Genomic DNA, 25,020 nt, shown 5'->3' on the forward strand with positions numbered 1-25,020 from the left:
GCTGTTGATATACTGGCATCCCACCTGATATCAACCGGGGAGGCCGTCATGGCACGCACGGTCATCGATCTGGACGACGCGATGCTCGCCCTCGCCCAGCGGCAGCTCGGCACCAGGACGAAGCGCGAGACGATCAATCTGGCCCTGTCGATAGCGGCCGGGACGAGCGCCGACGACCGTGCCCGCGGACTGGCATGGCTCCAGGAACATGCCGAGGACGTCCTGGACTTCGACTACCTGGCGGAGCAGGAGCGCGGCGGCCGATGAGCTACCTCGCCGACACCTCGGCGGTGTGGCGCCTGTTGCGGCGGCAGATCCCCGAGCCGTGGCCCACGCATGTGGCCCGGGGGCTGGTCGCCATGTGTCCGCCGGTCGAAGCCGAGTTGATGACCGGTGTGCGCGCCGATCGGGAGTACGAGCCCTTTCTCTCCGTGCTGCGCCGGACCTTCGGCCGGTGCCCGGCGCTCGACGATCCCTGGCGCCGGATCCACGCCGTGCAGCGTGATCTGATCGCCATCGGGCACCACCGCGGACCGTCGCCCATGGACATCCTCATCGCGCTGACCGCGGAGGCCCACGGTCTGACCCTGATCCACGCCGACCAGGACTTCGCGTCGGTGGCCAAGGTCCGGCCCGGGATCGCCATGATCAGGGTCGACCGTCGGTAGCGAGGGCGCGGGGCCGGGCGAGCCGGGTCGCGGGTCCCATGGCGTGGGCCGCCGCGAGGAAGAGGGCGCCGAGGACGAGCCAGCCCGCGGTGCCGCCCGACAGGACTAGGGGCGTGAGGAGGGCCGGGCCGAGGGTGCGGGCGGCGGCGGTGCCGGCGCCGAAGAAGCCCTGGTACTGGCCCTGGCGGTCCGGTGGGGCCAGGTCGAAGGCGATCTGCCAGGAGCCCGCGGACTGCAGCATCTCCCCCGCGACCTGCAGGGCCGCGGCCGCCAGCAGCACACCCGCCGCGACGGCGGCCGAACCGCCGTACGCCGAGAGCGCGAAGACGGCGCAGGAGGCGAGCAGGAGGACACCGGAGCGGCGCACGGCGCGGCACGCGGAAGGCAGGCCGGTGACGGCGCGCGCCGCCCGCACCTGACAGAGCGTCACGGCGGCGGTGTTGAGCAGCAGCAGGGCGGCCACGATCCAGCCGGGGGCGGAAGTGTGCTCCACGACCCAGAGCGGGACGACCAGCGACAGCAGCGGCATGCGCAGCAGCAGGATCGCGTTGAGCGCGGTGACCAGGGCGTACCGGCGGTCGCGGAGCACCGCGAAGGCCGGTTCGGCAGCGGCGACGGGCGGCCGGGGCGGTACGGCGGGCAGCCGGGACAGCACGGCCGCGCAGACGAGGAATCCCGCCACGTCGACGGCGAGGACCGCGAGGTAGGCGGTGCGTGTGCCGGCGTGCAGGGCGAGCCCGCCCAGCGCGGCTCCGGCGCCCAGCCCGGCGTTGAGCGTGGACTGGAGGTATGCCAGCAGCCCGGTCCTTTTCTCGGGCCGTACCAGGGCGGCCAGCAGGGCCTGGCGGGCGGCGGCGAGCCCGCACTGGCCGACGGCGTACGCGCACACGGCGAGGAGGAAGGCCGCGAAGGAGCGGGCAGCGAGGAGGCCGGCCACCGAGGCGGCCGTGGTGAGCGCCAGCACAACGGCCGTGCCGCGCGGGCCGCGCCGGTCGGCGAGGTGGCCGAGGGGCACACCCGCGACGGAGCCGAGGCCCCAGGCGACAGTGAGGCCGAGGCCGACCTGCTCGGGCGGGAGGCCGACGATCCGGGTGAAGTAGAGCGCGGAGCAGACGAGATAGGCGCCGTCGCCGACGGAGTTGGCGAGCTGGGCGAGCGCGAGGAGTCTGGGTGGGCCGGCGGGCGGGGTGAGTCGCGCCAGGGTCATGGGTCAACCGTAGGGACCAGGTGGACTGGCGGACAGGGCCACCAAGCCGCGGGATCGGTGGGCCACTTCGGCCTCACAGCCATGCCGGCCCGACGCTGAGGGCACTGTTCCCCCCGGGAAACGACGGGGATGCGGCCGGGTAACAGCGGCACCGCAGGCTCGTGCCATGAAAATGGTGGTGGTCGGCGGCGGCTTGGCGGGGGCGCGACTCGCGCAGCGTCTGGCGCCCTCCGGCGTGGACGTCACGGTGATCGGCGAGGAGCGGCACACCCCGTACAACCGGGTGCTGCTCGCGGAGGTGCTGGCGGGCCGGTACGCGCCGGAGGTGGTCGCCCTGCCGGGTGCGCCCGGAGCGGTGGTGCGCCGGGGTGTCCGGGTGGTGCGGATCGACCGCGACGAGCGGGCCGTGGTCTGCGACGACGGCGGTGTGGTCCGGTACGACCGGCTGGTGCTGGCGACCGGCTCCAATCCGGTGCTGCCGCCGCTGCGCGGGCTGTTCGCGCGGGACAGCGGCATGGTGCCGGAGGGGGTGCACGCCTTCCGCACGATGGACGACTGCCTCGCGCTCTCGGCGGCCGTGCGTCCCGGGGCCCGCGCGGTGGTCGTCGGCGGCGGGTTGCTCGGGGTGTCGGCGGCGCGGGCGCTGGCGGCGCGCGGGGCGCAGGTGGTGGTCGCCACCCAGGGTGAGCACCTGCTGGAACGCCATCTCGACGAGGCCGCCGCGGAGTTGCTGCGCGCCCATCTGGAGGGGCTGGGCGTCGAGGTGCACACCCAGTGCCGGGTGCGCGGTCTGCTGACCCGCGACGAGGACGGGGGCGCGCAGCCCTCCCGGCAGCTGCGGCTGGTGATGGCCGCGCGTACGGGAGGCGGGCCCGCCGGGGCGCGTCCGCTGACCCTGCCCCGGGGGGCCGCTGATGACGGCCGGGCGGCGCGTCCGGTGGTCACCGCGGTCGAACTCGCCGACGGCTACCACCTCGGCGCCGACCTGGTCGTGCTGGCCTGCGGCGTCCGGCCGCGCGTCGGTCTCGCCCAGGCGGCGGGGCTGGCGGTCGCCAAGGGGGTGGTGGTGGACGACACGCTGCGCACCTCGGACCCGTCGGTCCACGCCATCGGCGACTGCGCCCAGCACGACGGCGTCGTCTACGGCCTCGCGGGCCCGGCCACCGAGCAGGCGGATGCGCTGGCCGACGTCCTGACGGCCGACCCCGCGGCGCGCTACGGCGGCACCCGCTCGCTGACCCGGCTCACCCTGGGCGGCCCGGCGACCCTGGACATCGCCTCCTTCGGCGAGACGACCCCCGCGCCGGGCGACGACGTGCTCCGTCTCGCCGACGCCACGCGCGGCGCTTACCGGAAGGTCGTCCTGCGCGGTGACCGCCTCGTCGGCGGCATCCTCCTCGGCGACCTCAGCACCGTGGGCACCCTCGCCCGCACCTGGGAGGGCGACGAGCCACTGCCCGCTCCCCCGCTCCACCTGCTCACCGACAACGGAGGGTCCTGACATGACCACGCCTACCATTGTGCTCGTCGGCCACGGGATGGTCGGACAGCGGTTCCTGGAGGCGCTGGCCGACCGGGGCCTGACCTCCCGCGCCCGGGTGGTGGTGCTCTGCGAGGAGCCCCGCCCGGCGTACGACCGCGTCCACCTCAGCTCGTACTTCGCCGGCGCGGGCCCCGAGTCGCTCTCCCTGGTGGAGGCCGGCTTCATGGCGGAGCACGGCATCGAAGTCCATCTGGGCGACCCGGCGGTCGCCGTGGACCGGCAGGCCCGGACGGTCACCGCCCGCTCCGGCCTGACCGTCGGCTACGACACCCTGGTGCTCGCCACCGGCTCGTACCCCTTCGTGCCGCCGGTCCCGGGAAAGGACGCGGGCGGCTGCTTCGTCTACCGCACGATCGAGGACCTGCTGGCGATCGAGGAGTACGCGATGACCTCGCGCACCGGCGCGGTGGTCGGCGGCGGGCTCCTCGGGCTGGAGGCGGCGGGCGCGCTCAAGGGGCTCGGACTGGACACCCACGTCGTGGAGTTCGCGCCCCGGCTGATGCCGGTGCAGGTCGACGAGGGCGGCGGGGAGGCCCTGCGGCGCACCGTCGAGGACATGGGCGTGACCGTCCACACGGGCGTGGGCACGCAGGAGATCCTCACGACCGGCGACGGCTCGGTCAGGGCCATGGCGCTGTCGGACGGCTCGTCGCTCGACGTCGACCTGGTGGTCTTCTCGGCGGGCGTACGGCCGCGCGACCAGCTCGCACGTGAGTGCGGGCTGCCGGTCGGCGAGCGCGGCGGCATCGTCGTCGACGCGACCTGCCGCACCGAGGACCCGTACGTCTATGCGATCGGCGAGTGCGCCCTGGCCTCGGACGGCCGGGTGTACGGCCTGGTGGCGCCGGGCTACGACATGGCCGAGACCGCGGCGAAGGCCATCGCCGGCGAGGAGGGCTCCTTCACCGGCGCCGACACCTCCACCAAGCTGAAGCTGCTCGGTGTGGACGTCGCCTCCTTCGGCGACGCGCACGGCGCGACCGCCGGCTGCCTCGACGTGGTCTACTCCGACTCCCGCTCCGGGGTCTACAAGAAGCTGGTCGTCTCGCGGGACGGTGTGCTGCTGGGCGGCATCCTCGTCGGCGACGCCGAGCAGTACGGCATGCTGCGCCCGCTCACCGGCTCGGTGCCGCCGGTCCCCGCGGAGCAGCTGGTGCTCCCGGCGGGCGCGGGCGCCCCCGTGGCGCTGGGCCCCTCGGCGCTGCCGGACGAGGCGGTGATCTGCTCCTGCCACAACGTCACCAAGGCCGCGATCCGCGGCGCGGTCACCGAGCACGGCTGCGCCACCGTCCCCGAGGTCAAGAAGTGCACCAAGGCCGGGACCGGCTGCGGCAGTTGCGTGAAGGTGCTGGGCCAGCTGGTCACCGCCGAGCTGGAGGCCTCGGGCGTCGAGGTCGACAAGGGGCTGTGCGGCTGCTTCGCCCACACCCGCCAGGAGCTCTACGAGATCGTGCGCGCGCTGCGGATCACCGGATTCCGCGAGCTGCTCGACCGTCACGGCCGCGACGGCGCCCGCGGCGGCGACGGCTGCGAGATCTGCAAGCCGGCCGTCGGGTCGATCATCGCCTCGCTCGCCCCCACGATCGGTGCCTCCGGCTACGTCCTGGACGGCGAGCAGGCGGCGCTGCAGGACACCAACGACCACTTCCTGGCCAACATGCAGCGCAACGGCTCGTACTCGATCGTGCCCCGTATCCCCGGCGGTGAGATCACCCCGGAGAAGCTGATCGTGATCGGCGAGGTGGCCCGCGACTTCGGCCTCTACACCAAGATCACCGGGGGCCAGCGGATCGACCTGTTCGGCGCCCGGGTCGACCAGCTCCCGGTGATCTGGGCCCGGCTGGTGGACGCCGGTTTCGAGTCCGGGCACGCGTACGGCAAGGCGCTGCGCACCGTGAAGTCCTGCGTCGGGCAGACCTGGTGCCGCTACGGCGTGCAGGACAGCGTCCGCATGGCCATCGACCTGGAGCTGCGCTACCGGGGCCTGCGCTCACCGCACAAGCTCAAGTCCGCCGTCTCCGGCTGCCAGCGCGAGTGCGCGGAGGCCCGGAGCAAGGACTTCGGCGTCATCGCCACCGTGGGCGGCTGGAACCTCTACGTCGGCGGCAACGGCGGCGCCACCCCGCGCCACGCGGACCTGCTCGCCCAGGACCTGAGCGACGCCGAGCTGGTCAGGCTGATCGACCGCTTCCTGATGTTCTACATCCGCACCGCCGACCGCCTGGAGCGCACCTCCGCCTGGCTGGAGCGGCTCGAGGGCGGGCTCGGCCACGTACGGGACGTCGTCGTCCACGACTCCCTCGGCATCTGCGCGGAGCTGGAGCGGCTGATGGCCGACCACGTCGCCCACTACCGCGACGAGTGGGCGCAGACGCTGGGCGACCCGGAGCGGCTGCGGCGCTTCGTCTCCTTCGTCAACGCGCCCGGCGTCCCCGACCCCTCCGTGCGCTTCGTCCCCGAGCGGGACCAGGTCAAGCCCGACCTCGACCTGCTCGCCGGCCCCGTGCTCCCCGTCCGCACCCTCGAAGGGACCACCACCGCATGACCGTCGAAGTCCTCCTCCCCGGCACCGCCGACTGGTTCGCCGTCTGCGAGCACGAAGCCCTGACCCCCGGCCGCGGCGTCGCCGCCCTCCTCCCCGACGGCCGGCAGGCCGCCCTCTTCACCGACCGGCACGGGCGCCTGTACGCCATCGACAACCGCGACCCGTTCACCGGCGCCTACGTCCTGTCCCGCGGCCTGACCGGCTCCACCGCCGAAGGCCGGGCCTTCGTCGCCTCCCCGCTGCTCAAGCAGCGCTTCGACCTGGAGAACGGCCGCTGCCTCGACGACGAGGCGGTCTCGGTCCCGGCCTTCCCGGTGCGGATGCGGTGACGGACGCGGCACCTGCTTGAATCGGTCCATGGCCGAGGTCGAGGTAGAGGTGCTGCGGGTGTTCGTCGGTCCCGACGGGCGGGGCGGGAACCTGCTCGGGGTGGTACGCAACGGCGCGTCCGTGCCGGGGACGGAGGCACGGCAGCGGCTGGCCGCCGAGCTCGGCTACAGCGAGACCGTGTTCGTCGACGACGCCGGGCGCGGCGTCGTCGACATCTGGACGCCGAGTGTGCGGCTGCCCTTCGCGGGTCACGCGACGGTGGGGACGGCATGGCTGCTCGGGGCCGAGGTGCTGCGGCCGCCGGCCGGCGCGGTGAAGGCCTGGGCGGAGGGCGAGTTCACCTGGGTGCGCGGGCGCGCCGAGTGGGCGTCGGGGCGTCGCACCCAGCGGTTGGGCTCGCCCGCCGAGGTGGACGCGCTGCCCGCGCCGCCGCCCGGCGAGGGCTGGCTCTACGCGTGGGCCTGGGCGGACGAGGCGGCCGGACGCGTGCGGGCGCGGGCCTTCCCGCGCCGCGGCGACGCGATCGTGGAGGACGAGGCGACGGGAGCCGCCGCCCTCGTACTCACCGCCGGACTCGGGCGCCCGCTGGATGTCCGCCAGGGCCTGGGCTCACAGATCCTGACCCGCCCCCACCCCGACGGCACCGTCGACATCGGCGGCCGGGTGGCCCTGGCCCCCTGACCGGTCGTCGATCCGGCACGACCCCAGCAACCCCCGCACGCACACCGGCCGAACCGGCCGTCGGCCCCCGCGATCACCGCCCCGGGCGCGTACACGGCCCCGGGGAGCCGGCAGCCCGGGGCGCCGAGCCCGTCCGCTCGCCGACGGCCCAACGGCCGGTGCCCGGTGGCGACGCGCGGGCGCGCTCACGAGGCCCGACGACCGACCGCCACGGCAAGGAGCAGCCGCCGGGGCCGTGGCTCCCGCCCGTCACACGGGAGGGGCGGGCCGCCGGCCGCCCGCCCCCGTCATCCGGCGCAGGGCCCAGGGCGGACCGGGCCCGCGTCGCCGTCGCAACCGCCCGCGGCGCAACGGGCCGCTGCCCCGTGATCGACGCCGCGCCCACCCGTCACCGACCCTCTGCCCTCGGCCAGGACGGCACGTCGCGCCGGCCCGGGAGGCGGATCCCGTGGCCGGCGCCCCGGATTCTCTCGCGGTACCCGGCAACGGCCGACGCGCCCTCCCGGCCGGCCGCCCGGGCCCCGTGGCCCGCGCCGGCCTCAGCCCCGTCCTCGCCCGGGGCGGGACATCGCGCCCGCTTCCCGCAATGCCCTCGCCCGACACGCAACGCCACCGTGCACACCGGCCCGCGCCGGCCGACACGGGGCGCCCTCGCCGTGGCCGCGCCTCGCGGCACCGCTTTGACCTGCGATTTTGCGGCCCCGGAGGTTCCGGATGCGGATCTTCGGTGGGGCGGTGATGCTGAGAGAAGTGCCACTACGGCGAGGAGGACAGCGATGTCCATGTTCGACAAGATCAAAGCCAAGCTGAAGGGCCACGAGAGCCAGACCCACAAGGGCATCGACAAGGGCGGCGACATGCTGGACGAGAAGACCGGCGGGAAGTACCAGCGCCAGGTCGACACCGCTCAGGACAAGCTGGGCGACGAGTTCGGCACGGGCAGCTCCGGCGAGGACCGTCCCCCGCACTCCTGACGCCGTAGGGCCGTCGCGCCCCCGTGTGGAGGGCGGCGCGGCGGCCCTACGCTGACCCGCATGGTGTGGACCGCGAACGACATCCCCGACCAGAGCGGCCGCACGGCCGTCGTCACCGGCGCGAACAGCGGTATCGGCTACTGCGCAGCCCGCGAGCTCGCCCGCAGGGGCGCCAGGGTGCTCCTCGCCTGCCGCAGCGAGACGCGCGGCAAGCAGGCGGTCGAGCGCCTGAAGGCCGAAGTGCCCGAGGCCCGCGCCGGATACCGCCACCTCGACCTGGGCGACCTGTCCTCGGTGCGCGCCTTCGCCGCCGGGTACGGCGGCACCGGGCTGGACCTGCTGCTCAACAACGCCGGCGTGATGGCCCTGCCGTACGGCACCACCGCCGACGGCTTCGAGACCCAGATGGGCGTGAACCACCTCGGCCACTTCGCCCTCACCGGACTCCTGCTGCCGCGCCTGCTGGCCACCCCGGGATCCCGCGTCGTCACCGTCTCCAGCAGCATGCACGTGGTCGCCACCATCGACCCCACGGACCTCAACAGCCGGCGCCGCTACCGCCGTTGGATCGCGTATGCCCGCTCCAAGAGCGCCAACCTGCTCTTCGTCCACGAGTTGTCCCGGCGGCTGGCGGCCGCGGGCGCCGGCACCGTCGCCACCGCGGCGCACCCCGGCTACGCGAGCACCGGGCTGCAGACCCGCGCCGCGCGCATGGAGAACCGCCGGACCCTCGAACGCGTGGTGAACCTCGGCAACCGGGTGATCGCCCAGTCCGCGGACGCCGGCGCGCTCCCGCTGCTGTACGCCGCCACGGCGCCCGGCGTGCTCCCCGACTCCTTCACCGGTCCCCGGTTCCAGGGGTGGCGCGGCTCCCCCGTCCCCTCCTGGCGTGCCCCGTGGACCCGCGACGACCGCGCCGGCGAGCTGCTGTGGGCGGCTTCCGAACAGCTCACGCGCGTCCGTTACGAGCTGCCCGCGGCGGGGTGAGCCGCCGCGTACCGGGACGCCCGTCGCCATGACGGTGAACTCCGGCGGACCGCGGCATCACCTGCGAGGGTGCGCGGCCCGTTCCGCTCGTAGAGGGGCGGAACGAAAGTGGGGGCGGCACCTTCGCACAAAGGTGCCGCCCCCGGTGAGGGTGGGAGATGGTCCTCCTGGCCGGGGTTACCGGCTGTCGCTGCCCTTGCTCAGCGCCGCGGCCCGGCCCGCCTCCAGGCGGGCGACGGGGATGCGGAACGGGGAGCAGGAGACGTAGTCCAGGCCCACCTCGTGGAAGAAGTGGACGGACTCGGGGTCGCCGCCGTGCTCGCCGCAGACGCCGAGCTTGAGGTCGGGCCGGGTGGCGCGGCCGGCCGCGGCGGCGGAGCGGACGAGGGCGCCGACGCCGTCCTTGTCGATGGTCTCGAACGGGGAGACGCCGAAGATGCCCTTCTCCAGGTAGGCGGTGAAGAAGCTGGCCTCGACGTCGTCGCGGCTGAAGCCCCAGACCGTCTGGGTCAGGTCGTTGGTGCCGAAGGAGAAGAACTCGGCGGCCTCGGCGATCTGAGCGGCGGTCAGGGCGGCGCGGGGCAGCTCGATCATCGTGCCCAGGGTGAGCCCCAGCTCGGTGCCGGTGGCGGCCTCGACCTCGGCGATCACGGCCCCGGCCTCCTCGCGCACGATCTCCAGCTCCTGGACCGTGCCCACCAGCGGGATCATGATCTCGGGGCGGGGGTCGCCCTTGGCGTTCTTGCGCTCCGCGGCGGCCTCGGCGATGGCCCGCACCTGCATGGCGAACAGGCCGGGGATGACCAGGCCGAGACGGACACCCCGCAGGCCGAGCATCGGGTTCTGCTCGTGCAGCTTGTGGACGGCCTGGAGCAGGCGCAGGTCGTTCTCGTTGGCGTCCTTGCGGGACTCGGCGAGCGCGACGCGCACCGACAGCTCGGTGATGTCGGGCAGGAACTCGTGCAGCGGCGGGTCCAGCAGGCGCACGGTCACCGGCAGCCCGTCCATCGCCTCGAAGAGCTCCACGAAGTCGGCCCTCTGCAGCGGCAGCAGCGCGGACAGCGCCTTGTCGCGCTCGGAGTCGGTGTGGGCGAGGATCAGCCGCTCCACCAGCTCGCGGCGCTCGCCGAGGAACATGTGCTCGGTGCGGCACAGGCCGATGCCCTGGGCGCCGAAGCGGCGGGCGCGCGAGGCGTCCTCGGCGTTGTCGGCGTTGGCGCGCACCCGCAGCCGGCGGACCCGGTCGGCATACGCCATGATCCGGTGCACGGCCCGCACCAGCTCGTCGGCGTCGTCGGCGCCGGCGTGCATGCGGCCCTCGAAGTACTCCACGACCGGGGACGGGACGACCGGCACCTTGCCCAGGTAGACCTTGCCGGAGGAGCCGTCGATGGAGATGACGTCGCCCTCCTCGACCACGACCCCGCCGGGGGCCGTCATCCGGCGGCGCTTGGTGTCGACCTCGAGCTCCTCGGCGCCGCACACACAGGTCTTGCCCATGCCGCGGGCGACGACGGCCGCGTGCGAGGTCTTGCCGCCGCGCGAGGTGAGGATGCCCTCTGCGGCGATCATGCCGTTGAGGTCGTCGGGGTTGGTCTCGCGGCGGATGAGGATGACCTTCTCGCCGGAGCGCGACCACTTCACGGCGGTGTACGAGTCGAAGACGGCCTTGCCGACCGCCGCGCCCGGCGAGGCGGCGATGCCCCAGCCGATCCGCTCGGCCTTCGCCTTCTCGTCGAAACGGGGGAACATCAGTTGCGCCAGCTGCGCACCGTTGACCCGCTGCAGCGCCTCGGCCTCGTCGATCAGGCCCTGGTCGACCAGCTGGGTGGCGATACGAAAGGCGGCGGCGGCGGTGCGCTTGCCGACACGGGTCTGCAGCATCCACAGTTTGCCGCGCTCGATGGTGAACTCGATGTCGCACAGGTCCTTGTAGTGCGTCTCGAGGGTCTCCATGATCTGCATCAGCTGGTCGTAGGAGGCCTTGTCCAGCTGCTCCAGCTCGGCGAGCGGCACGGTGTTGCGGATGCCCGCCACGACGTCCTCGCCCTGCGCGTTGCTCAGGTAGTCGCCGTACACGCCCTGGTGGCCGGTGGCCGGGTCGCGGGTGAAGGCGACGCCGGTGCCGGAGTCGGAGCCGAGGTTGCCGAAGACCATGGAGCAGACGTTCACAGCCGTGCCGAGGTCGCCCGGGATGCGCTCCTGGCGGCGGTAGAGCTTGGCGCGCTCGCCGTTCCACGAGTCGAAGACGGCGCGGACGGCCAGGTCCATCTGCTCCCGCGGGTCCTGCGGGAAGTCCCGCCCGGTCTCCTTGGCGACGACGGCCTTGAACTGATCGACCAGGCCCTGCAGATCGGCCGCGTCCAGGTCGAGGTCATCGTGGGTGCCCTTGGCCCGCTTGGCGTCCTCCAGCGCGTCCTCGAAGAGTTCGCCGTCGACGCCCAGCACGGTCTTGCCGAACATCTGGATGAGGCGCCGGTAGGAGTCCCATGCGAAGCGCTCGTTGCCGGCCTGCGCGGCCAGGCCCGCGACCGAGGCGTCGGACAGGCCGATGTTGAGGACGGTGTCCATCATGCCCGGCATGCTGAACTTCGCCCCCGACCGGACGGAGACGAGCAGCGGGTCGTCCGCCTGGCCGAGCTTCTTGCCCATCTTCCGCTCGAGCGCCTCGAGGTGCGCACTCACCTCGTCGCGCAGCGCCGCGGGTTCGGCGCCCGACTCCAGGTAGACCTTGCACGCCTCGGTGGTGATCGTGAAGCCCGGGGGGACGGGCAGACCGAGGTTGGTCATCTCGGCGAGGTTCGCACCCTTGCCGCCGAGCAGGTCCTTGAGGTCCTTGTTGCCCTCAGTGAAGTCGTAGACGAACTTCTGGATTACTTGTTCTTCCGACACGGGACTCGCTCCTCGCGGCCGGGATGCCCTGACGGCGGGGAGCGTACCCATCTCGAAGGCGCTGCAGTACGTCAATCACCAGGTCACACGGGCGTAACCACCCATCCGCCGAGAGATCGAAAGTCGTGGCGTCCTTCCGGGTGAACGATGGGTGTGTTCAACCGTCGAACACATGCTCTCGCCACGTGATCGGCACACTCGGAGTCGGTCACTCCACGTGACGGATGACTTGAGCATGTGGCCACGACAACCTTGGCACCCAGTGCCACTCATTGGAGAGGTGTGGTGACACTCCCACCGCTCATTTGAGCGATACCCCTATCAGGCGTGGCGAGAATCACTCGGCCTCCCCGCCTTTTGTCTTACAGTCCGGACCTCCCCATGGACCGGAGAAACCTCCTCAGCCGCCCGAAGTGTCCAGCTCGGCATCGGCGCCGACGACCACCGAGCAGTCGTACGGGTCCTCCAGCCAGCGGTCCGGGAGCACCACGCGCTTGCTCCCGGCCGTCCGACCGCGCGGGCCTTCGGCGCCATCCGGCCATTCCTGGTCCAGGTCGAGGTCGGCGAGGTGGGCGTCGAGCTCGGCGAGGGAGGAGGTCATCGCCAGCTTGCGGCGCATCTCCGAGCCGACCGAGAAGCCCTTGGTGTACCAGGCGACGTGCTTGCGGAAGTCGATGACGCCGCGCTCCTCGTCGCCCAGCCACTCCCCCAGCAGCTCGGCGTGGCGCCGCATGACGCCGGCGACCTCGCGCAGCGACGGTGCGGCCGGGGCGCCGCCGCCCTCGAAGGCGGCCACGAGGTCGCCGAAGAGCCAGGGGCGGCCGAGGCAGCCGCGCCCGACGACGACGCCGTCGCAGCCGGTCTCCCGCATCATCCGGACCGCGTCCCGGGCGCTCCAGATGTCGCCGTTGCCCAGCACCGGGATCTCCGGGACGTGCTCCTTGAGGCGGGCGATCGCCTCCCAGTCGGCCGTCCCGCCGTAGTGCTGGGCGGCGGTCCTGCCGTGCAGCGCGACGGCGGTGACGCCCTCCTCGACGGCGATCCGGCCGGCGTCCAGATAGGTGGTGTGGTCGTCGTCGATGCCCTTGCGCATCTTGATCGTGACCGGCAGGTCGCCCGCGTTGCCGACCGCCTCGCGCAGGATCGAGCGGAGCAGGTTGCGCTTGTAGGGCAGGGCCGAGCCGCCGCCCCGGCGGGTCACCTTGGGGACCGGGCAGCCGAAGTTCAGGTCGATGTGGTCGGCGAGGTCCTCGTCGACGATCATCCGGACCGCCTTGCCGACGGTCACCGGGTCGACCCCGTACAGCTGGATCGAGCGCGGCTTCTCGGTGCCGTCGAAGTGGATCAGCTGCATGGTCTTGTCGTTGCGCTCGACCAGGGCCCGGGTAGTGATCATCTCAGAGACGAAGAGCCCCTTGCCGCCGGAGAACTCGCGGCACAGCGTGCGGAACGGCGCGTTGGTGATCCCGGCCATCGGTGCCAGCACCACCGGGGGCCACACGGTGTGCGGGCCGATGCGGAGTGCGGGAGCGGTGGCGTCAGCAGTCATGCGGACCATTCTCCCGTATCACCCGGGAGGGATTGGGTGTAGCGTGAAATGGTTACACACATACAATCAATCCGCCCGATCACAGCGATCACGGAGACGGGAACGGCCGATGCCGGAGCTGAGCCGGGGCAGACGTCTGCTGGTGCTGGCGATCTGCTGCATGAGTCTGCTGATCGTCAGCCTCGACAACACCATCCTCAACGTCGCGCTGCCCGCCATGCGCCGGGACCTGCACACCTCCATCTCCGGGCTGCAGTGGACGATCGACGCCTACACGCTCGTGCTGGCCTCGCTGCTCATGCTCTCCGGCTCCACAGCCGACCGGATCGGCCGCCGCCGGATCTTCCGCACCGGGCTGGTGATCTTCACCGTCGCGTCCGGTCTGTGCAGCATCGCCCCCAGCCTGGAATGGCTGGTGGTCTTCCGCATGCTGCAGGCGGTCGGCGGCTCGATGCTCAACCCCGTCGCGATGTCGATCATCACCAACGTCTTCACAGATCCGCGCGAGCGCGCGCGGGCGATCGGGGCGTGGGGCGGTGTCGTGGGCATCAGCATGGCCGCCGGTCCGATCATCGGCGGCGCGCTCGTGGAGTCGGTCGGCTGGCGCTCGGTGTTCTGGCTCAACCTGCCCATCGGCCTGCTCGCCCTGGTGCTCACCACACTGTACGTGCCCGAGTCCCGGGCCCCCCGGCCGCGCCGGATCGACCCGGTCGGTCAACTGCTGGTCATCGCGCTGCTCGGCTCACTGACGTACGCCATCATCGAGGCGCCCGCGGCGGGCTGGGGCTCCCCGGTCATCGTCGGCTGCCTGGTGCTCGCCGCGTGCTCCGCGGTGGGCCTGGTCCCCTACGAGCGGCGGCGCAGGGAACCGCTGATCGACCCGCGCTTCTTCCGCAGCGCGCCGTTCAGCGGGGCGACGGTGATAGCGGTCAGCGCCTTCGCGGCCCTCGCCGGTTTCCTCTTCCTCAACACCCTGTACCTCCAGGACGTTCGCGGGATGTCGGCCCTGGACGCCGGTCTGCACCTGCTGCCGATGGCGGCCATGGCCCTGGTCTGCGCCCCGTTGTCCGGCCGCATGGTCGGCAGCCGTGGCCCGCGGCTGCCGCTGCTGCTGGCGGGTGTGGCCACCACGGCGAGCGGCGTGATGTTCGCCGCGCTGGACGCGACCGCCTCGGACGCGAAGCTGTTCACCGCGTACGTCCTGTTCGGCGTCGGCTTCGGCTTCGTCAACGCGCCGATCACCAACACCGCCGTCTCCGGTATGCCGCGGACCCAGGCCGGGGTCGCCGCGGCGGTGGCCTCGACCAGCCGGCAGGTCGGGCAGTCCCTGGGCGTGGCCGTCATGGGCGCCGCGCTCGCCGCCGGACTCGACCTCACCGCGTGGTGGATCATCACCGGCTGCGGAGTGGCGATCCTGGCGCTGGGGGCCCTGACCTCGGGCCACTGGGCGGCGGGCACCGCGGAACGCGCCGCGAAGCGGCTCGGCGCGGACGCCGCCCGGGAGCCGGTGGGTGCCCGGTGAACGAGGCCACGGCCACCCGGGTATGGCGCGGCCTGCGGACGCTCGTCCTCGAGCGCAACGAACGCCGCCGCGAGGTGGCCGACGCCCTCGGCATGAGCTTCTTCCGGGTCAAGGCGCTGCGCCGGATCGCGGCGGCCCCCGTGACCCCGGGCGACCTCGCCGCCGACCTCATCACGGACCGCCCGTATGTCACACTCGTCGTCGACGACCTCGCCCGGCGGGGGCTGGTGGAACGCACGCCGCACCCGCGCGACCGGCGCCGCAAGCTCCTGAGCGTCACACCCGCCGGGGCCGCGGCGGCGCGGGAGGCCGACCGCATCCTGGGCGCTCCCCCGCCGGGCCTGGTGGAGCTGGACGCGGAGGAACTCGCGGCGCTGGACCGGGTGGTGACCAAGCTGCTCGGATCGGCCCAGGGGTGAGCCGGGGAAAACCGGGGGCCGTTGTCGGTGCCCGGCGCTACCGTCACTGACATGACGACGCAGATCACCGAGCCCCGCGACGCCCGTTCCCGGGCAGCGCTGACGGAGCTGACCGCGCGCGGCATACGGCCCAGGTACCTGTTCTTCTGGGGCCACCGGCCGCAGCGCGACGGCAGCGTGGGCGCGGGCTGCCTGAGCCAGTGGTGGCCCTCGGAGTTCACCGTCGACGGCATCGGCTACGCCACCGCCGAACACTGGATGATGGCCGGCAAGGCCCGCCTCTTCGGCGACGACCGGGCCCTCGCCGCGATCCTCGACGCCCCGCACCCGAACGCCGCGAAGAAGCTGGGCCGCCAGGTCCGCGGCTTCGACAACGCCACCTGGGAGCGGCACCGCGAGGAACTCGTCGTCGAGGGCAACGTCGCCAAGTTCGGCCAGGACCCGGCGCTGCGCGACTACCTGCTGGGCACCGGCTCACGCGTGCTGGTCGAGGCCAGCCCGGTGGACCGCGTATGGGGCATCGGCCTGGCCGCCGACGACGAGGGCGCCGCCGACCCCCTGCGGTGGCGCGGCCTGAACCTGCTGGGCTTCGCCCTCATGGAGGCGCGGCAGCAGCTCCTCACACCGGCATCGGCATAGCGCTCGGCGCGGACCCGGCCATCTCGTACGCGTACAGCCGTTCCAGCCGTTCGCGGGTGGCAGCGTCCGCCGGGCAGTAGGTGACCAGCCGCGGACCCTGGCTGGGGCCGAGCCACAGGTGCGTGAAGTGGAAGGTCAGCAGACCGACCCGGGGGTTGAGGAAGCGCTTGGTGCGGTTCTCCGGTTCCTGCACCTCATGACGCTCCCACAGCTCGCGGAACTCCGGTGAGGCCTGCTCCAGCCGCTTGACCAGGGACTTCCACGCGGGCTCCGCGAGGTGCTCGGCCATCGCCGCACGGTACTTGGCGACCAGCTGCCGGCTGGTGTCGTGCCAGTCGGGCAGGCCCTCGCGCCAGGCCGGGTCGGTGAAGACCAGCCACATGATGTTGCGGTCCTCGAAGGGGAGGCTGTCGAGGTCGCTGATGAGCCGCGCGTAGGTGCGGTTGTGCGCGATGACGTCGGTGCGGCTGTTGAGGACCGCGGCCGGCAGCGGCTCCAGCTTCGCCAGCATCTCCCGGATCTGGTCGGACATCCCCGGGCACTGGGCGCGCGGGTTGGGGTCCTGCACCCCGGCGAGCAGGAAGAGGTGGGTGCGCTCGTTCGGGTCCAGCATCAGGGCCCTGGCGATGGAGTCGGCCACCTGGGCGGAGATCCGGATCTCGCGGGCCTGCTCGAGCCACGTGTACCAGGTCACCCCGACCGCGGCGAGCTGTGCCACCTCCTCACGGCGCAGCCCGGGAGTGCGGCGTCGGCGGCCGGGCGGGAGTCCGACCTGCTCGGGGGAGATCCGTTCACGGCGGCTGCGGAGGAAGGAAGCGAGTTCGCTCCGCGCGGCGGCGCTGGGAGACGTCATACCTCCAGGGTGCCTGACACCCCAGACCATTGCCAGGTGGTCGCGATACCTGGATAAACGCTCTCTGGTACCCCCCTGGGAACAAGGTCATCGTGGCATACGTGACCGATCGCATCGAAACCTCCGTATCCACCGGCCTCCGTTCCCGCGCCGAGGTACGACCCCACGTCATCCAGGTGGACGCCACCGGCCCGGCACCGGCCGCGAGAACCGCGCCACCGGCCGCGGGGGCGCCGCCCGGCCCCGCCGCGCCGGCGCTCAGCCCGCTGGGACTGTTCACCGTGCTGCTGGGCGCGGCGCTGCCGCTCATCGACTTCTTCATCGTCAACGTCGCCCTGCCCGCCATCGAGACCGACCTGCACGCCGGGGTCGCCGTGCTGGAGCTCGTCGTGGCCGGTTACGGCGTGGCGTACGCCGTGCTGCTGGTGCTCGGCGGCCGGCTCGGCGACTCCTTCGGCCGCCGCCGGCTCTTCCTCGCCGGCATGGCGGCCTTCGGCCTGACCTCGCTCGCCTGCGGCCTGGCGCCGGACGCGTGGGTGCTGGTGGGCGCCCGCGTCGCGCAGGGCGCGGCGGCCGCGCTGATGCTGCCCCAGGTGCTGGCCACCATCCACTCCGCGACCGCCGGTCACCGCAGGGCCAGGGCGCTGAGCCTGTATGGCGCGACCGCCGGCCTGTCCATGGTCGCGGGCCAGATCCTCGGCGGCGTCCTGGTCGCCGCGGACATCGCGGGCACCGGCTGGCGCGCGGTGTTCCTGGTCAACGTGCCGGTCGCGGCGGCCGGTCTGCTGCTCGCGCTGCGCTCGGTGCCGGAGACTCGTTCCGACCGTCCCGCGCCGGTCGACCGGCCGGGCACCTTGCTGCTGGCGGTGTCGCTGGTGACCCTGCTGGCGCCGCTGACCGAGGGCCGGGCGGCCGGCTGGCCGGCGTGGACGTGGGTGTCGCTGGCGATCTTCCCGTTCGCGGCCCTGGCGTTCTTCCTGGTCGAGCGGCGGGCCGACCGGGCCGGGCGGATCCCGCTGGTGCCGCCGAGCCTGTTCGTGCTCACCGGGATGCGGCGGGCGCTGCCGCTGATGGTGCCGTTCTCCATCGGCTTCGGCGGTTTCATGTTCGTGATCGCCGTCGCCCTGCAACAGGGCCTGCGCTACGGGCCGGTGGAGGCGGGCGCCACGCTCGTGCCGATGGCCGTGGCGTTCTTCCTGGCCTCGCTGGCCGGACCGCGCCTGGTGGGCCGCTACGGCGGGCGCGTGGTCACGGCGGGCGGCGTCCTGCAGGGCGTCGGCGTCGCGGTGCTGGCGCTGACCGTGGCCCGCAGCTGGGGACCGGGGATGACGGCCTGGGCCCTGCTGCCGGGTGTGGCGATCGCGGGCCTCGGTCAGGGACTGCAGCTGCCGGTGCTGTTCCGGCTGGTGCTCGCGGACGTCCCGGCCGAGCGGGCCGGGGTGGGCAGCGGGGTCATGGTCACCACCCAGCAGTCGGCGCTGGCTCTGGGCGTGGCCACCCTCGGAACACTCTTCCTCGCCCTGGCCCCCTCGCACGGGACGCGGGAGGCACTGGTCACGGTGCTGGTCGTGCAGCTCGCGGCGGTGGTCGTGACGGCGCTGGCCAGCCTGCGGCTGCCGCGCCAGGTGGCCTGAGGAGCCGCCGGGCCGGGTCCGGGACCCTGGTCCGGCCCGTGGAGACGGAGCCGGGAGTGACACGTGTGCTGACAGATATTGAAATCTGTCAGCACATGTGCCATTGTTGCCGGCATCCCCGCACGACCTCCTGATGCGACCAAGGAGTCCCCTTTGCAGAACCGCACCCTCGGTTCCTCCGGCCCCACCGTCTCCGCCCTCGGCCTCGGCGCCATGGGCATGTCCGCCCTCTACGGCGACGCCGACCGCGGCGAGTCGATCGCCACCGTCCACGCCGCCCTCGACGCCGGCGTGACGCTGATCGACACCGGCGACTTCTACGGCATGGGCCACAACGAGCTGCTCGTCGGCCAGGCCCTGCGCACGGCCTCCCCGGCCGACCGCGAGAAGGCACTGGTCAGCGTCAAGTTCGGCGCCCTGCGCGGGCCCGGCGGCGAGTGGCTGGGCCTCGACGGCCGCCCGGCCGCCGTGAAGAACTTCGCCGCGTACTCCCTGCAGCGCCTGGGCGCGGACCACATCGACGTCTACCGCATCGCCCGGGTCGACCCGGACGTCCCGATCGAGGAGACCGTCGGCGCCATCGCCGAGCTCGTCGAGGCCGGCTACGTACGGCACATCGGCCTGTCCGAGGTCGGCGCCGCCACCCTGCGCCGGGCCGCCGCCGTGGCCCCGATCAGCGACCTGCAGATCGAGTACTCGCTGATCTCCCGCGGCATCGAGGACGAGATCCTGCCCACCGCCCGCGAACTGGGCATCGGCGTCACGGCGTACGGTGTGCTGTCCCGCGGTCTGATCAGCGGCCACTTCACCCGCGACCGGCAGCTGGCCGGCAACGACTTCCGCGCCATGAGCCCCCGTTTCCAGGGCGAGAACCTGGAGCACAACCTCGGGCTGGTCGAGGCGCTGCGCAAGATCGCGGAGCAGAAGGGCGTCACGGTCGCCCAGACCGCCATCGCCTGGGTGCTGTCCCGGGGCGAGGACATCGTCCCGCTGGTGGGCGCCCGCACCCGCGAGCGGCTGGCCGAGGCGCTGGGCGCGCTGGACGTGACCCTGGACGCGGACGACCTGGCGGCGATCGAGACCGCCGTCCCGGCCGGCGCGGCCGCCGGCGAGCGCTACCCGCAGTCGCAGATGGCCCACCTGGACAGTGAGCACCGGCACTGACGGGCACCCGCCCGGCCCTGGGAGAATGGCGACCATGCCACCCGAGACGCTGACCGCCGAACGCATCCTCGAGACCACGGAAGAGGTGCTGCGCCGTTACGGCCCGGCCAAGGCCACCGTGGTCGACGTGGCCCGTGCCCTCGGCGTCAGCCACGGCAGCGTCTACCGGCACTTCCGCACCAAGGCCGCGCTGCGCGAGGCCGTCACCCAGCGGTGGCTCGACCAGGCCCACGCGGAGCTGTCGGCGATAGCGGAGGACGGCGGGCGGCCGGCCCAGGCGCGGCTGCGCGCCTGGCTGGAGGCCCTGTTCGCGGCCAAGCGGCGCAAGGCGGGCGGCGACCCCGAGCTGTTCGCCACCTACATGGCGCTGACCGAGGAGCACAGCTCCGTGGTCGCCGGTCACGTCGCGGTCATGGTCGGGCTCCTCACCCGGATCATCCGGGACGGCGTGGCCGGCGGGGAGTTCGCCGCCGGCGACCCCGGGGCCGCCGCACAGGCGGTGTGGGACGCCACCGCCCGCTTCCACGACCCGGCGTACGCCGGGTCGTGGTTCAGCCCGGGCGTCGACGCCGCGTACTCCGCGGTCAACGACCTGATCCTGCGCGGCCTGAGGCCCTGAGCCCCGGCCGCCCGGGCCCCGCGGACGCGCGAAAGGCGCCCGGCCACCCCGAGGGGGGTGACCGGGCGCCTTTCGCATGCGTCCGGGTCCGGGCCTAGCAGCCGAGCAGCCGGCCGCCGAGGTAGGCCTCGACCTGGTCCAGCGAGACGCGCTCCTGCTTCATGGTGTCGCGCTCGCGCACGGTGACCGCGTTGTCCTCGAGGGTGTCGAAGTCGACCGTCACGCAGAACGGGGTGCCGATCTCGTCCTGACGGCGGTAGCGGCGGCCGATGGCGCCGGCGTCGTCGAACTCGATGTTCCAGTGGCGCCGCAGGTCGGCCGCGAGGCCCTTCGCCTTGGGCGAGAGCTGCGGGTTGCGCGACAGCGGCAGGACGGCGACCTTGACCGGCGCCAGGCGCGGGTCGAGGCGCATGACGGTGCGCTTCTCCATCACGCCCTTGGCGTTGGGGGCCTCGTCCTCGTTGTACGCGTCGAGCATGAAGGCGAGCATGGCGCGGTTGAGACCCGCCGCGGGCTCGATGACGTACGGGAAGTAGCGCTCACCGGCCTCCTGGTCGAAGTACGACAGGTCCTGGCCGCTGGCCTGGCTGTGCGCCTTGAGGTCGTAGTCCGTGCGGTTGGCGATGCCCTCGAGCTCGGAGAACTCGGTGCCGCCGAAGTTGAAGCGGTACTCGATGTCGACGGTGCGCTTCGAGTAGTGGGACAGCTTCTCCTTGGCGTGCTCGTACCAGCGCATGTTCTCCTCGCGCATGCCGAGGCCCCGGTACCAGTCCCAGCGCTGCTGCATCCAGTACTCGTGCCAGGTCTCGTCCTCGCCCGGCTTGACGAAGAACTCCATCTCCATCTGCTCGAACTCACGGGTCCGGAAGATGAAGTTGCCGGGCGTGATCTCGTTGCGGAAGGACTTGCCGGTCTGGGCGATGCCGAACGGCGGCTTGCGGCGCGAGGTGGTCTGCACCAGCGAGAAGTTGGTGAAGATGCCCTGCGCGGTCTCCGGACGCAGGTACGCGACCGAGCCGGAGTCCTGGGTCGGGCCCAGGTGGGTGGCGAGGAGGCCGGAGAACTGCTTGGGCTCGGTGAAGGTGCCCTTGTTGCCGCAGTTGGGGCAGTTGAGGTCCGACAGGCCGTTGGCGGGCAGGTGGCCGTGCTTGGCCTCGTACGCCTCCTCCAGGTGGTCGGCGCGGTAACGCTTGTGACAGGAGGTGCACTCGGTGAGCGGATCGGTGAACGTGGCGACGTGACCCGAGGCCTCCCAGACCTCACGGGCCAGGATCACCGAGGAGTCGAGGCCGACCACGTCCTCCCGGGAGGTGACCATCGCGCGCCACCACTGGCGCTTGATGTTCTCCTTCAGTTCGACGCCCAGCGGCCCATAGTCCCAGGCGGCGCGCTGACCGCCGTAGATCTCGCTGCAGGGGAAAACGAAGCCACGGCGCTTGCTCAGGCTGACGATGGTGTCGATCTTGTCGGCGGCCACGGTGCTCTCTTCAGACGACGAAGCGGTCGGTGAGGTCCGCCGGGTCGCGTGCGGTCCGGCGAATACCTCAGATTACCGGCGGGTGCGGGGGCTGTATCAAATCGGTTCCACAGTGCGGGGGCGGCGGGTCCGGCCACTAAGCCAATTGACAATCGTTTCCAGTTTTGTTGAAAATGGGTGTCATGAACATAGGTCGTGCTCTGGTCCCCCTCACCGCCGTCGCCGGGCTGGTCGCCCTCTGCGCCTGTTCCACCGCCGGCGCGAGCGGGAACGACGGCAGGCTCAAGGTCACCGCCTCCTTCTATCCGATGCAGTTCCTGGCCGAGCAGATCGGCGGCGGGCACGTCGACGTGACCGGACTGACCAAACCCGGGACCGAGCCCCACGACCTGGAGCTCACCCCCCGGCAGACCGGCGAGCTGGGCGAGTCCGACGTCATCGTCTACCTCAAGGGCCTGCAGCCCGCGGTCGACGACGCGATAGCCCAGTCCGGCGTGGCGAACACCGTCGACGCCGCGGCGCTGACCACCCTGGAGGACCACGGCACCGAGGTCGACGGCCAGCACCACACCACCGGGGACAACCACACCGGGCACGAGGACGAGGTGGGGTCCCCCATGCCGGAGGCCCGGGGAGCGTCCGCCGACCCGCACATCTGGCTCGACCCGGTCCGCTACGCCGAGGTCGCCGAGGGTGTCGGCAAGGCCCTCGCCAAGGCCGACCCCGGCCACGAGGCGACCTACGAGAAGAACACCGCCGCGCTGGTGAAGAAGCTCGACGCGCTGAACACCGACTTCGAGGACGGGCTGAAGAACCGCACCTCGGACACCTTCATCACCACCCACGCCGCCTTCGGCTACCTCGCCGAGCGCTACGGGTTGGTCGAGGAGGCGGTCAACGGCATCGACCCGGAGTCCGAGCCCAGCGCCGCCCGGATGAAGACGCTGCACACCCTCGCCAAGGACAAGGGAGTCAGCACCGTATTCTTCGAGACGCTCGCCAGCGACCGGACCGCCAGGACCCTCGCGGGCGACCTCGGCCTGAAGACCGCGGTGCTCGACCCGATCGAGGGCATCACGGACAAGTCCGCGGGCCGCGACTACTTCGAGGTCCAGCACGGCAACCTTCAGGCCCTGCGCGCGGCGCTCGGCGCGAAGTGAGGCCACGATGACGGAGCCAGGTACGGAGGCTGGAATGGACACGGTCATATCGATGCGGGGCGCGACCGCCTCGCTCGGCTCACGGCCGGTGCTGCGCGGCGTCGACCTGACCGTGCGGCGCGGAGAGGTCGTCGCGCTGCTCGGCGCCAACGGCTCGGGCAAGTCCACCGCGATCCGCGCCGTGGTCGGCCAGGTGCCGCTCACCTCGGGCGGACTGGAGCTGTTCGGCACCCCGCTGAACCGGTTCCGCGACTGGTCCCGCATCGGCTACGTGCCGCAGCGCACCACGGCGGCCTCCGGCGTCCCCGCCACCGTGCGCGAGGTCGTCTCCGCCGGGCGGCTGGCCCGTACGAGGCTGGGCCCGCCCCGCAAGGCGGACCGCCGGGCCGTGGAACGCGCCCTGGAACTGGTCGGGATGGCCGACCGGGCCGGCGACCCGGTCGAGGCGCTCTCCGGCGGCCAGCACCAGCGGGTGCTCATCGCCCGCGCGCTGTCCGTCGAGCCCGAACTGCTGATCATGGACGAGCCGATGGCCGGCGTCGACCTCGCCAGCCAGGAGGTGCTCGCCGGGACGCTGCGCGAACAGGTCTCCGTGGGCACCACGGTGCTGCTGGTCCTGCACGAACTCGGGCCGCTGGAGCCGCTGATCGACCGCGCGGTGGTGCTGCGCGACGGCTGCGTCGTCCACGACGGACCCCCGCCGAAGGCCCAGGGGCAGCACGCGCTGCCCGGCCACGACCATGTCCACCCGCACGCCGGTCACACGGCCGAGCCGATCCGGACGGGGCTGTTCTGATGGAGCTGTTCTCCTACGCCTTCATGCAGCGGGCGCTGATCGCCGCCGTCCTCGTCGGCATCACCGCCCCCGCGATCGGCATCTACCTCGTCCAGCGCCGTCAGTCGCTCATGGGCGACGGCATCGGCCACGTCGCCCTCACCGGCGTCGGCCTCGGCTTCCTGCTCAGCACCAACCCGGTGTGGATGGCGACGGCCGTGGCGGTCGCGGGCGCGGTCGTCATGGAACTCATCCGCTGGTACGGCAGGACGCGCGGCGACATCGCGCTCGCCATGCTCTTCTACGGCGGCATGGCGGCCGGCGTGCTGTTCACCTCGCTCGCGCCGAACGGCTCCAACGCCAACCTGCTCACCTATCTGTTCGGCTCCATCACCACCGTCTCGCCGCAGGACATCACCGCGATCTGCCTGCTGGCCGGCTTCGTGGTGCTGGTCACCGTGGGCCTGCGACGGCAGTTGTTCGCGGTCTCCCAGGACGAGGAGTTCGCCCGGGTCACCGGCCTGCCGGTGCGGCTGCTCAACCTGCTGGTCGCCGTCACGGCGGCGGTCACGGTCACCGTCGCCATGCGGGTCGTCGGGCTGCTGCTGGTCAGCGCGCTGATGGTGATCCCGGTCGCCGCCTCCCAGCAGATCGCCCGCAGCTTCGCCACGGCCTTCGCGCTGTCGGTCGTGATCGGCGTGGCGGTCGCCTTCTCCGGCACGGTGACCTCGTACTACGCCGACGTGCCCTCCGGGGCGACGATCGTGCTGCTGGCCATCGGCGTCTTCGTCACGCTGACGCTGCTGGCCGCGCCCCTGGCGAAAAAGCGTGCACGCCGTGCCGCGGTGGACGGGACACGGTGCACCCTGGAAGTACCCGCGGCGCGTCCCACCGAGGACGACGTCCGGGTGTGAGCACCCGGCCTGGCAGAATGACCGACCGAACCGATCGAGTAGGAGGCCACCGGTGACGACCGCCAAGCCCCCCGTCCGCGGACGATCGACACGGCAGCGTGCCGCCGTAGCCGCGGCCCTCGCCGAGGTCGACGAGTTCCGCAGCGCCCAGGAGCTGCACGACCTCCTGAGGCACCGGGGTGACTCGGTCGGCCTCACCACGGTCTACCGCACGCTGCAGTCCCTCGCCGACGCCGGCGAGATCGACGTGCTCCGCACCGGGGACGGAGAGTCCGTCTACCGGCGCTGCAGCAGCGGTCACCACCACCACCTGGTCTGCCGCGTCTGCGGCAAGGCCGTCGAGGTCGAGGGTCCCGCGGTCGAGAAGTGGGCGGACACCATCGCCGATGAGCACGGTTTCGTCGACGTCGCCCACACCGTGGAGATCTTCGGCACCTGCGCCGACTGCGCCGGCTGCGGGGGGGGGGG

The 25,020-nt window shown here is 72.6% G+C and carries 23 protein-coding genes; 18 read left to right on the forward strand and 5 right to left on the reverse strand.

Translation table 11 applies throughout. The annotated features are described in order from the left end of the window. Nucleotides 1-48 precede the first annotated feature (48 nt). Both AC3EUJ_RS28075 and AC3EUJ_RS28080 read left to right on the forward strand, forming a co-directional pair. On the forward strand, nt 49-267 hold the full coding sequence (locus AC3EUJ_RS28075) for a type II toxin-antitoxin system VapB family antitoxin (protein WP_431966116.1): 219 nt from the start codon (nt 49-51) through the stop codon (nt 265-267). Beyond that, nucleotides 264-668, forward strand: coding sequence for a PIN domain-containing protein (locus AC3EUJ_RS28080; RefSeq protein WP_431966118.1), 405 nt, complete (start codon nt 264-266; stop codon nt 666-668). The genes AC3EUJ_RS28075 and AC3EUJ_RS28080 overlap by 4 nt, the downstream gene beginning before the upstream one ends. On the opposite strand, the gene AC3EUJ_RS28085 is transcribed toward AC3EUJ_RS28080, so the two are convergent. After that, on the reverse strand, nt 649-1,875 hold the full coding sequence (locus AC3EUJ_RS28085; RefSeq protein WP_431966120.1) for an MFS transporter: 1,227 nt from the start codon (nt 1,873-1,875) through the stop codon (nt 649-651). The two genes, AC3EUJ_RS28080 and AC3EUJ_RS28085, sit on opposite strands and share 20 nt — an antisense overlap. A 172-nt stretch (nt 1,876-2,047) precedes the next feature. On the opposite strand from AC3EUJ_RS28085, the gene AC3EUJ_RS28090 reads away from it, so the two are divergent. The 6 genes from AC3EUJ_RS28090 (at nt 2,048) to AC3EUJ_RS28115 (ending at nt 8,935) form a co-directional block, all read left to right on the forward strand. Next, on the forward strand, nt 2,048-3,376 hold the full coding sequence (locus AC3EUJ_RS28090) for an NAD(P)/FAD-dependent oxidoreductase (protein ID WP_431966162.1): 1,329 nt from the start codon (nt 2,048-2,050) through the stop codon (nt 3,374-3,376). A 1-nt stretch (nt 3,377) separates the two neighbouring features. Further along, complete coding sequence (nirB, locus tag AC3EUJ_RS28095) at nt 3,378-5,963, forward strand: nitrite reductase large subunit NirB (protein ID WP_431966122.1); 2,586 nt, start codon at nt 3,378-3,380, stop codon at nt 5,961-5,963. Further along, on the forward strand, nt 5,960-6,292 hold the full coding sequence (gene nirD / locus AC3EUJ_RS28100; protein WP_431966124.1) for a nitrite reductase small subunit NirD: 333 nt from the start codon (nt 5,960-5,962) through the stop codon (nt 6,290-6,292). The genes nirB and nirD overlap by 4 nt, the downstream gene beginning before the upstream one ends. Nucleotides 6,293-6,320: 28 nt before the next feature. Further along, a complete protein-coding gene (locus AC3EUJ_RS28105) occupies nt 6,321-6,974 on the forward strand; it encodes a PhzF family phenazine biosynthesis protein (protein WP_431966126.1) in 654 nt (217 codons plus the stop codon). A gap of 776 nt (nt 6,975-7,750) precedes the next feature. Then, on the forward strand, nt 7,751-7,948 hold the full coding sequence (locus AC3EUJ_RS28110) for an antitoxin (RefSeq protein ID WP_431966128.1): 198 nt from the start codon (nt 7,751-7,753) through the stop codon (nt 7,946-7,948). Nucleotides 7,949-8,008: 60 nt separating this feature from the next. Then, on the forward strand, nt 8,009-8,935 hold the full coding sequence (locus tag AC3EUJ_RS28115; protein WP_431966130.1) for an oxidoreductase: 927 nt from the start codon (nt 8,009-8,011) through the stop codon (nt 8,933-8,935). A gap of 177 nt (nt 8,936-9,112) precedes the next feature. On the opposite strand, the gene ppdK is transcribed toward AC3EUJ_RS28115, so the two are convergent. Together ppdK and dusB are read right to left on the reverse strand one after the other, a co-directional pair. Further along, nucleotides 9,113-11,809, reverse strand: a complete 2,697-nt coding sequence (ppdK, locus tag AC3EUJ_RS28120) for a pyruvate, phosphate dikinase (RefSeq protein ID WP_431966164.1) — start codon at nt 11,807-11,809, stop codon at nt 9,113-9,115. Between the two features lie 418 nt (nt 11,810-12,227). After that, entirely contained in the window at nt 12,228-13,376 is a 1,149-nt protein-coding gene (gene dusB / locus AC3EUJ_RS28125) for a tRNA dihydrouridine synthase DusB (RefSeq protein WP_431966132.1), read from the reverse strand. Between the two features lie 109 nt (nt 13,377-13,485). Between dusB and AC3EUJ_RS28130 the strand changes: the two genes are divergently transcribed. The 3 genes from AC3EUJ_RS28130 to ybiA are packed head-to-tail and all read left to right on the forward strand — an operon-like array spanning nt 13,486 to nt 15,956. Continuing rightward, nucleotides 13,486-14,898: an MFS transporter gene (locus AC3EUJ_RS28130; protein ID WP_431966134.1), complete on the forward strand. Its 1,413-nt coding sequence runs from the start codon at nt 13,486-13,488 to the stop codon at nt 14,896-14,898. Next, nucleotides 14,895-15,317, forward strand: coding sequence for a MarR family winged helix-turn-helix transcriptional regulator (locus AC3EUJ_RS28135; protein ID WP_431966136.1), 423 nt, complete (start codon nt 14,895-14,897; stop codon nt 15,315-15,317). Before AC3EUJ_RS28130 ends, AC3EUJ_RS28135 begins: the two co-directional genes overlap by 4 nt. A 51-nt stretch (nt 15,318-15,368) precedes the next feature. Further along, the gene (ybiA, locus tag AC3EUJ_RS28140; RefSeq protein ID WP_431966138.1) at nt 15,369-15,956 is read left to right on the forward strand and encodes a riboflavin biosynthesis intermediates N-glycosidase; all 588 of its coding nucleotides are present in this window, start codon (nt 15,369-15,371) and stop codon (nt 15,954-15,956) included. Here the strand turns inward: ybiA and AC3EUJ_RS28145 are convergent. Then, nucleotides 15,937-16,809 carry a helix-turn-helix transcriptional regulator gene (locus AC3EUJ_RS28145; protein ID WP_431966140.1) on the reverse strand — a complete coding sequence of 291 codons (873 nt, stop codon included), beginning with the start codon at nt 16,807-16,809 and terminating at the stop codon, nt 15,937-15,939. The two genes, ybiA and AC3EUJ_RS28145, sit on opposite strands and share 20 nt — an antisense overlap. 101 nt (nt 16,810-16,910) lie before the next feature. Here AC3EUJ_RS28145 and AC3EUJ_RS28150 point away from each other — a divergent pair, with 101 nt between their 5' ends. The 3 genes from AC3EUJ_RS28150 (at nt 16,911) to AC3EUJ_RS28160 (ending at nt 20,226) form a co-directional block, all read left to right on the forward strand. Beyond that, entirely contained in the window at nt 16,911-18,443 is a 1,533-nt protein-coding gene (locus tag AC3EUJ_RS28150) for an MFS transporter (protein WP_431966142.1), read from the forward strand. Nucleotides 18,444-18,596: 153 nt separating this feature from the next. Continuing rightward, entirely contained in the window at nt 18,597-19,607 is a 1,011-nt protein-coding gene (locus AC3EUJ_RS28155; protein WP_431966144.1) for an aldo/keto reductase, read from the forward strand. 34 nt (nt 19,608-19,641) lie between these two features. Then, nucleotides 19,642-20,226: a TetR/AcrR family transcriptional regulator gene (locus AC3EUJ_RS28160; RefSeq protein WP_431966146.1), complete on the forward strand. Its 585-nt coding sequence runs from the start codon at nt 19,642-19,644 to the stop codon at nt 20,224-20,226. A 94-nt stretch (nt 20,227-20,320) separates the two neighbouring features. On the opposite strand, the gene AC3EUJ_RS28165 is transcribed toward AC3EUJ_RS28160, so the two are convergent. After that, nucleotides 20,321-21,703, reverse strand: a complete 1,383-nt coding sequence (locus tag AC3EUJ_RS28165; RefSeq protein ID WP_431966148.1) for a glycine--tRNA ligase — start codon at nt 21,701-21,703, stop codon at nt 20,321-20,323. A 182-nt stretch (nt 21,704-21,885) separates the two neighbouring features. Between AC3EUJ_RS28165 and AC3EUJ_RS28170 the strand changes: the two genes are divergently transcribed. The 4 genes from AC3EUJ_RS28170 to AC3EUJ_RS28185 all read left to right on the forward strand — a co-directional run. Next, nucleotides 21,886-22,863 (forward strand): metal ABC transporter solute-binding protein, Zn/Mn family, encoded by a 978-nt coding sequence (locus AC3EUJ_RS28170; protein WP_431966150.1) that lies wholly within the window; start codon nt 21,886-21,888, stop codon nt 22,861-22,863. A 34-nt stretch (nt 22,864-22,897) separates the two neighbouring features. After that, complete coding sequence (locus AC3EUJ_RS28175) at nt 22,898-23,659, forward strand: metal ABC transporter ATP-binding protein (protein ID WP_431966152.1); 762 nt, start codon at nt 22,898-22,900, stop codon at nt 23,657-23,659. Then, nucleotides 23,659-24,552: a metal ABC transporter permease gene (locus tag AC3EUJ_RS28180; RefSeq protein ID WP_431966154.1), complete on the forward strand. Its 894-nt coding sequence runs from the start codon at nt 23,659-23,661 to the stop codon at nt 24,550-24,552. Before AC3EUJ_RS28175 ends, AC3EUJ_RS28180 begins: the two co-directional genes overlap by 1 nt. A 52-nt stretch (nt 24,553-24,604) precedes the next feature. After that, nucleotides 24,605-25,020 (forward strand): Fur family transcriptional regulator (locus AC3EUJ_RS28185; RefSeq protein ID WP_431966156.1); only part of this gene is annotated, 416 nt, incomplete at its 3' end.

This window comes from Actinacidiphila sp. bgisy160, assembly GCF_057707815.1.

Bases quoted from the DNA above. Each gene is read 5' to 3' on its own strand.
- AC3EUJ_RS28105 (WP_431966126.1), top strand. From the start codon at position 6,321: ATGGCCGAGGTCGAGGTAGAGGTGCTGCGGGTGTTCGTCGGTCCCGAC.
- AC3EUJ_RS28090 (WP_431966162.1), top strand. From the start codon at position 2,048: ATGGTGGTGGTCGGCGGCGGCTTGGCGGGGGCGCGACTCGCGCAGCGT.
- AC3EUJ_RS28085 (WP_431966120.1), bottom strand. From the start codon at position 1,875: ATGACCCTGGCGCGACTCACCCCGCCCGCCGGCCCACCCAGACTCCTC.
- ybiA (WP_431966138.1), top strand. From the start codon at position 15,369: ATGACGACGCAGATCACCGAGCCCCGCGACGCCCGTTCCCGGGCAGCG.
- AC3EUJ_RS28115 (WP_431966130.1), top strand. From the start codon at position 8,009: ATGGTGTGGACCGCGAACGACATCCCCGACCAGAGCGGCCGCACGGCC.
- AC3EUJ_RS28180 (WP_431966154.1), top strand. From the start codon at position 23,659: ATGGAGCTGTTCTCCTACGCCTTCATGCAGCGGGCGCTGATCGCCGCC.
- AC3EUJ_RS28145 (WP_431966140.1), bottom strand. From the start codon at position 16,809: ATGACGTCTCCCAGCGCCGCCGCGCGGAGCGAACTCGCTTCCTTCCTC.
- AC3EUJ_RS28160 (WP_431966146.1), top strand. From the start codon at position 19,642: ATGCCACCCGAGACGCTGACCGCCGAACGCATCCTCGAGACCACGGAA.
- AC3EUJ_RS28075 (WP_431966116.1), top strand. From the start codon at position 49: ATGGCACGCACGGTCATCGATCTGGACGACGCGATGCTCGCCCTCGCC.
- AC3EUJ_RS28130 (WP_431966134.1), top strand. From the start codon at position 13,486: ATGCCGGAGCTGAGCCGGGGCAGACGTCTGCTGGTGCTGGCGATCTGC.
- AC3EUJ_RS28170 (WP_431966150.1), top strand. From the start codon at position 21,886: ATGAACATAGGTCGTGCTCTGGTCCCCCTCACCGCCGTCGCCGGGCTG.
- nirB (WP_431966122.1), top strand. From the start codon at position 3,378: ATGACCACGCCTACCATTGTGCTCGTCGGCCACGGGATGGTCGGACAG.
- nirD (WP_431966124.1), top strand. From the start codon at position 5,960: ATGACCGTCGAAGTCCTCCTCCCCGGCACCGCCGACTGGTTCGCCGTC.
- AC3EUJ_RS28080 (WP_431966118.1), top strand. From the start codon at position 264: ATGAGCTACCTCGCCGACACCTCGGCGGTGTGGCGCCTGTTGCGGCGG.
- dusB (WP_431966132.1), bottom strand. From the start codon at position 13,376: ATGACTGCTGACGCCACCGCTCCCGCACTCCGCATCGGCCCGCACACC.
- AC3EUJ_RS28175 (WP_431966152.1), top strand. From the start codon at position 22,898: ATGGACACGGTCATATCGATGCGGGGCGCGACCGCCTCGCTCGGCTCA.
- AC3EUJ_RS28110 (WP_431966128.1), top strand. From the start codon at position 7,751: ATGTCCATGTTCGACAAGATCAAAGCCAAGCTGAAGGGCCACGAGAGC.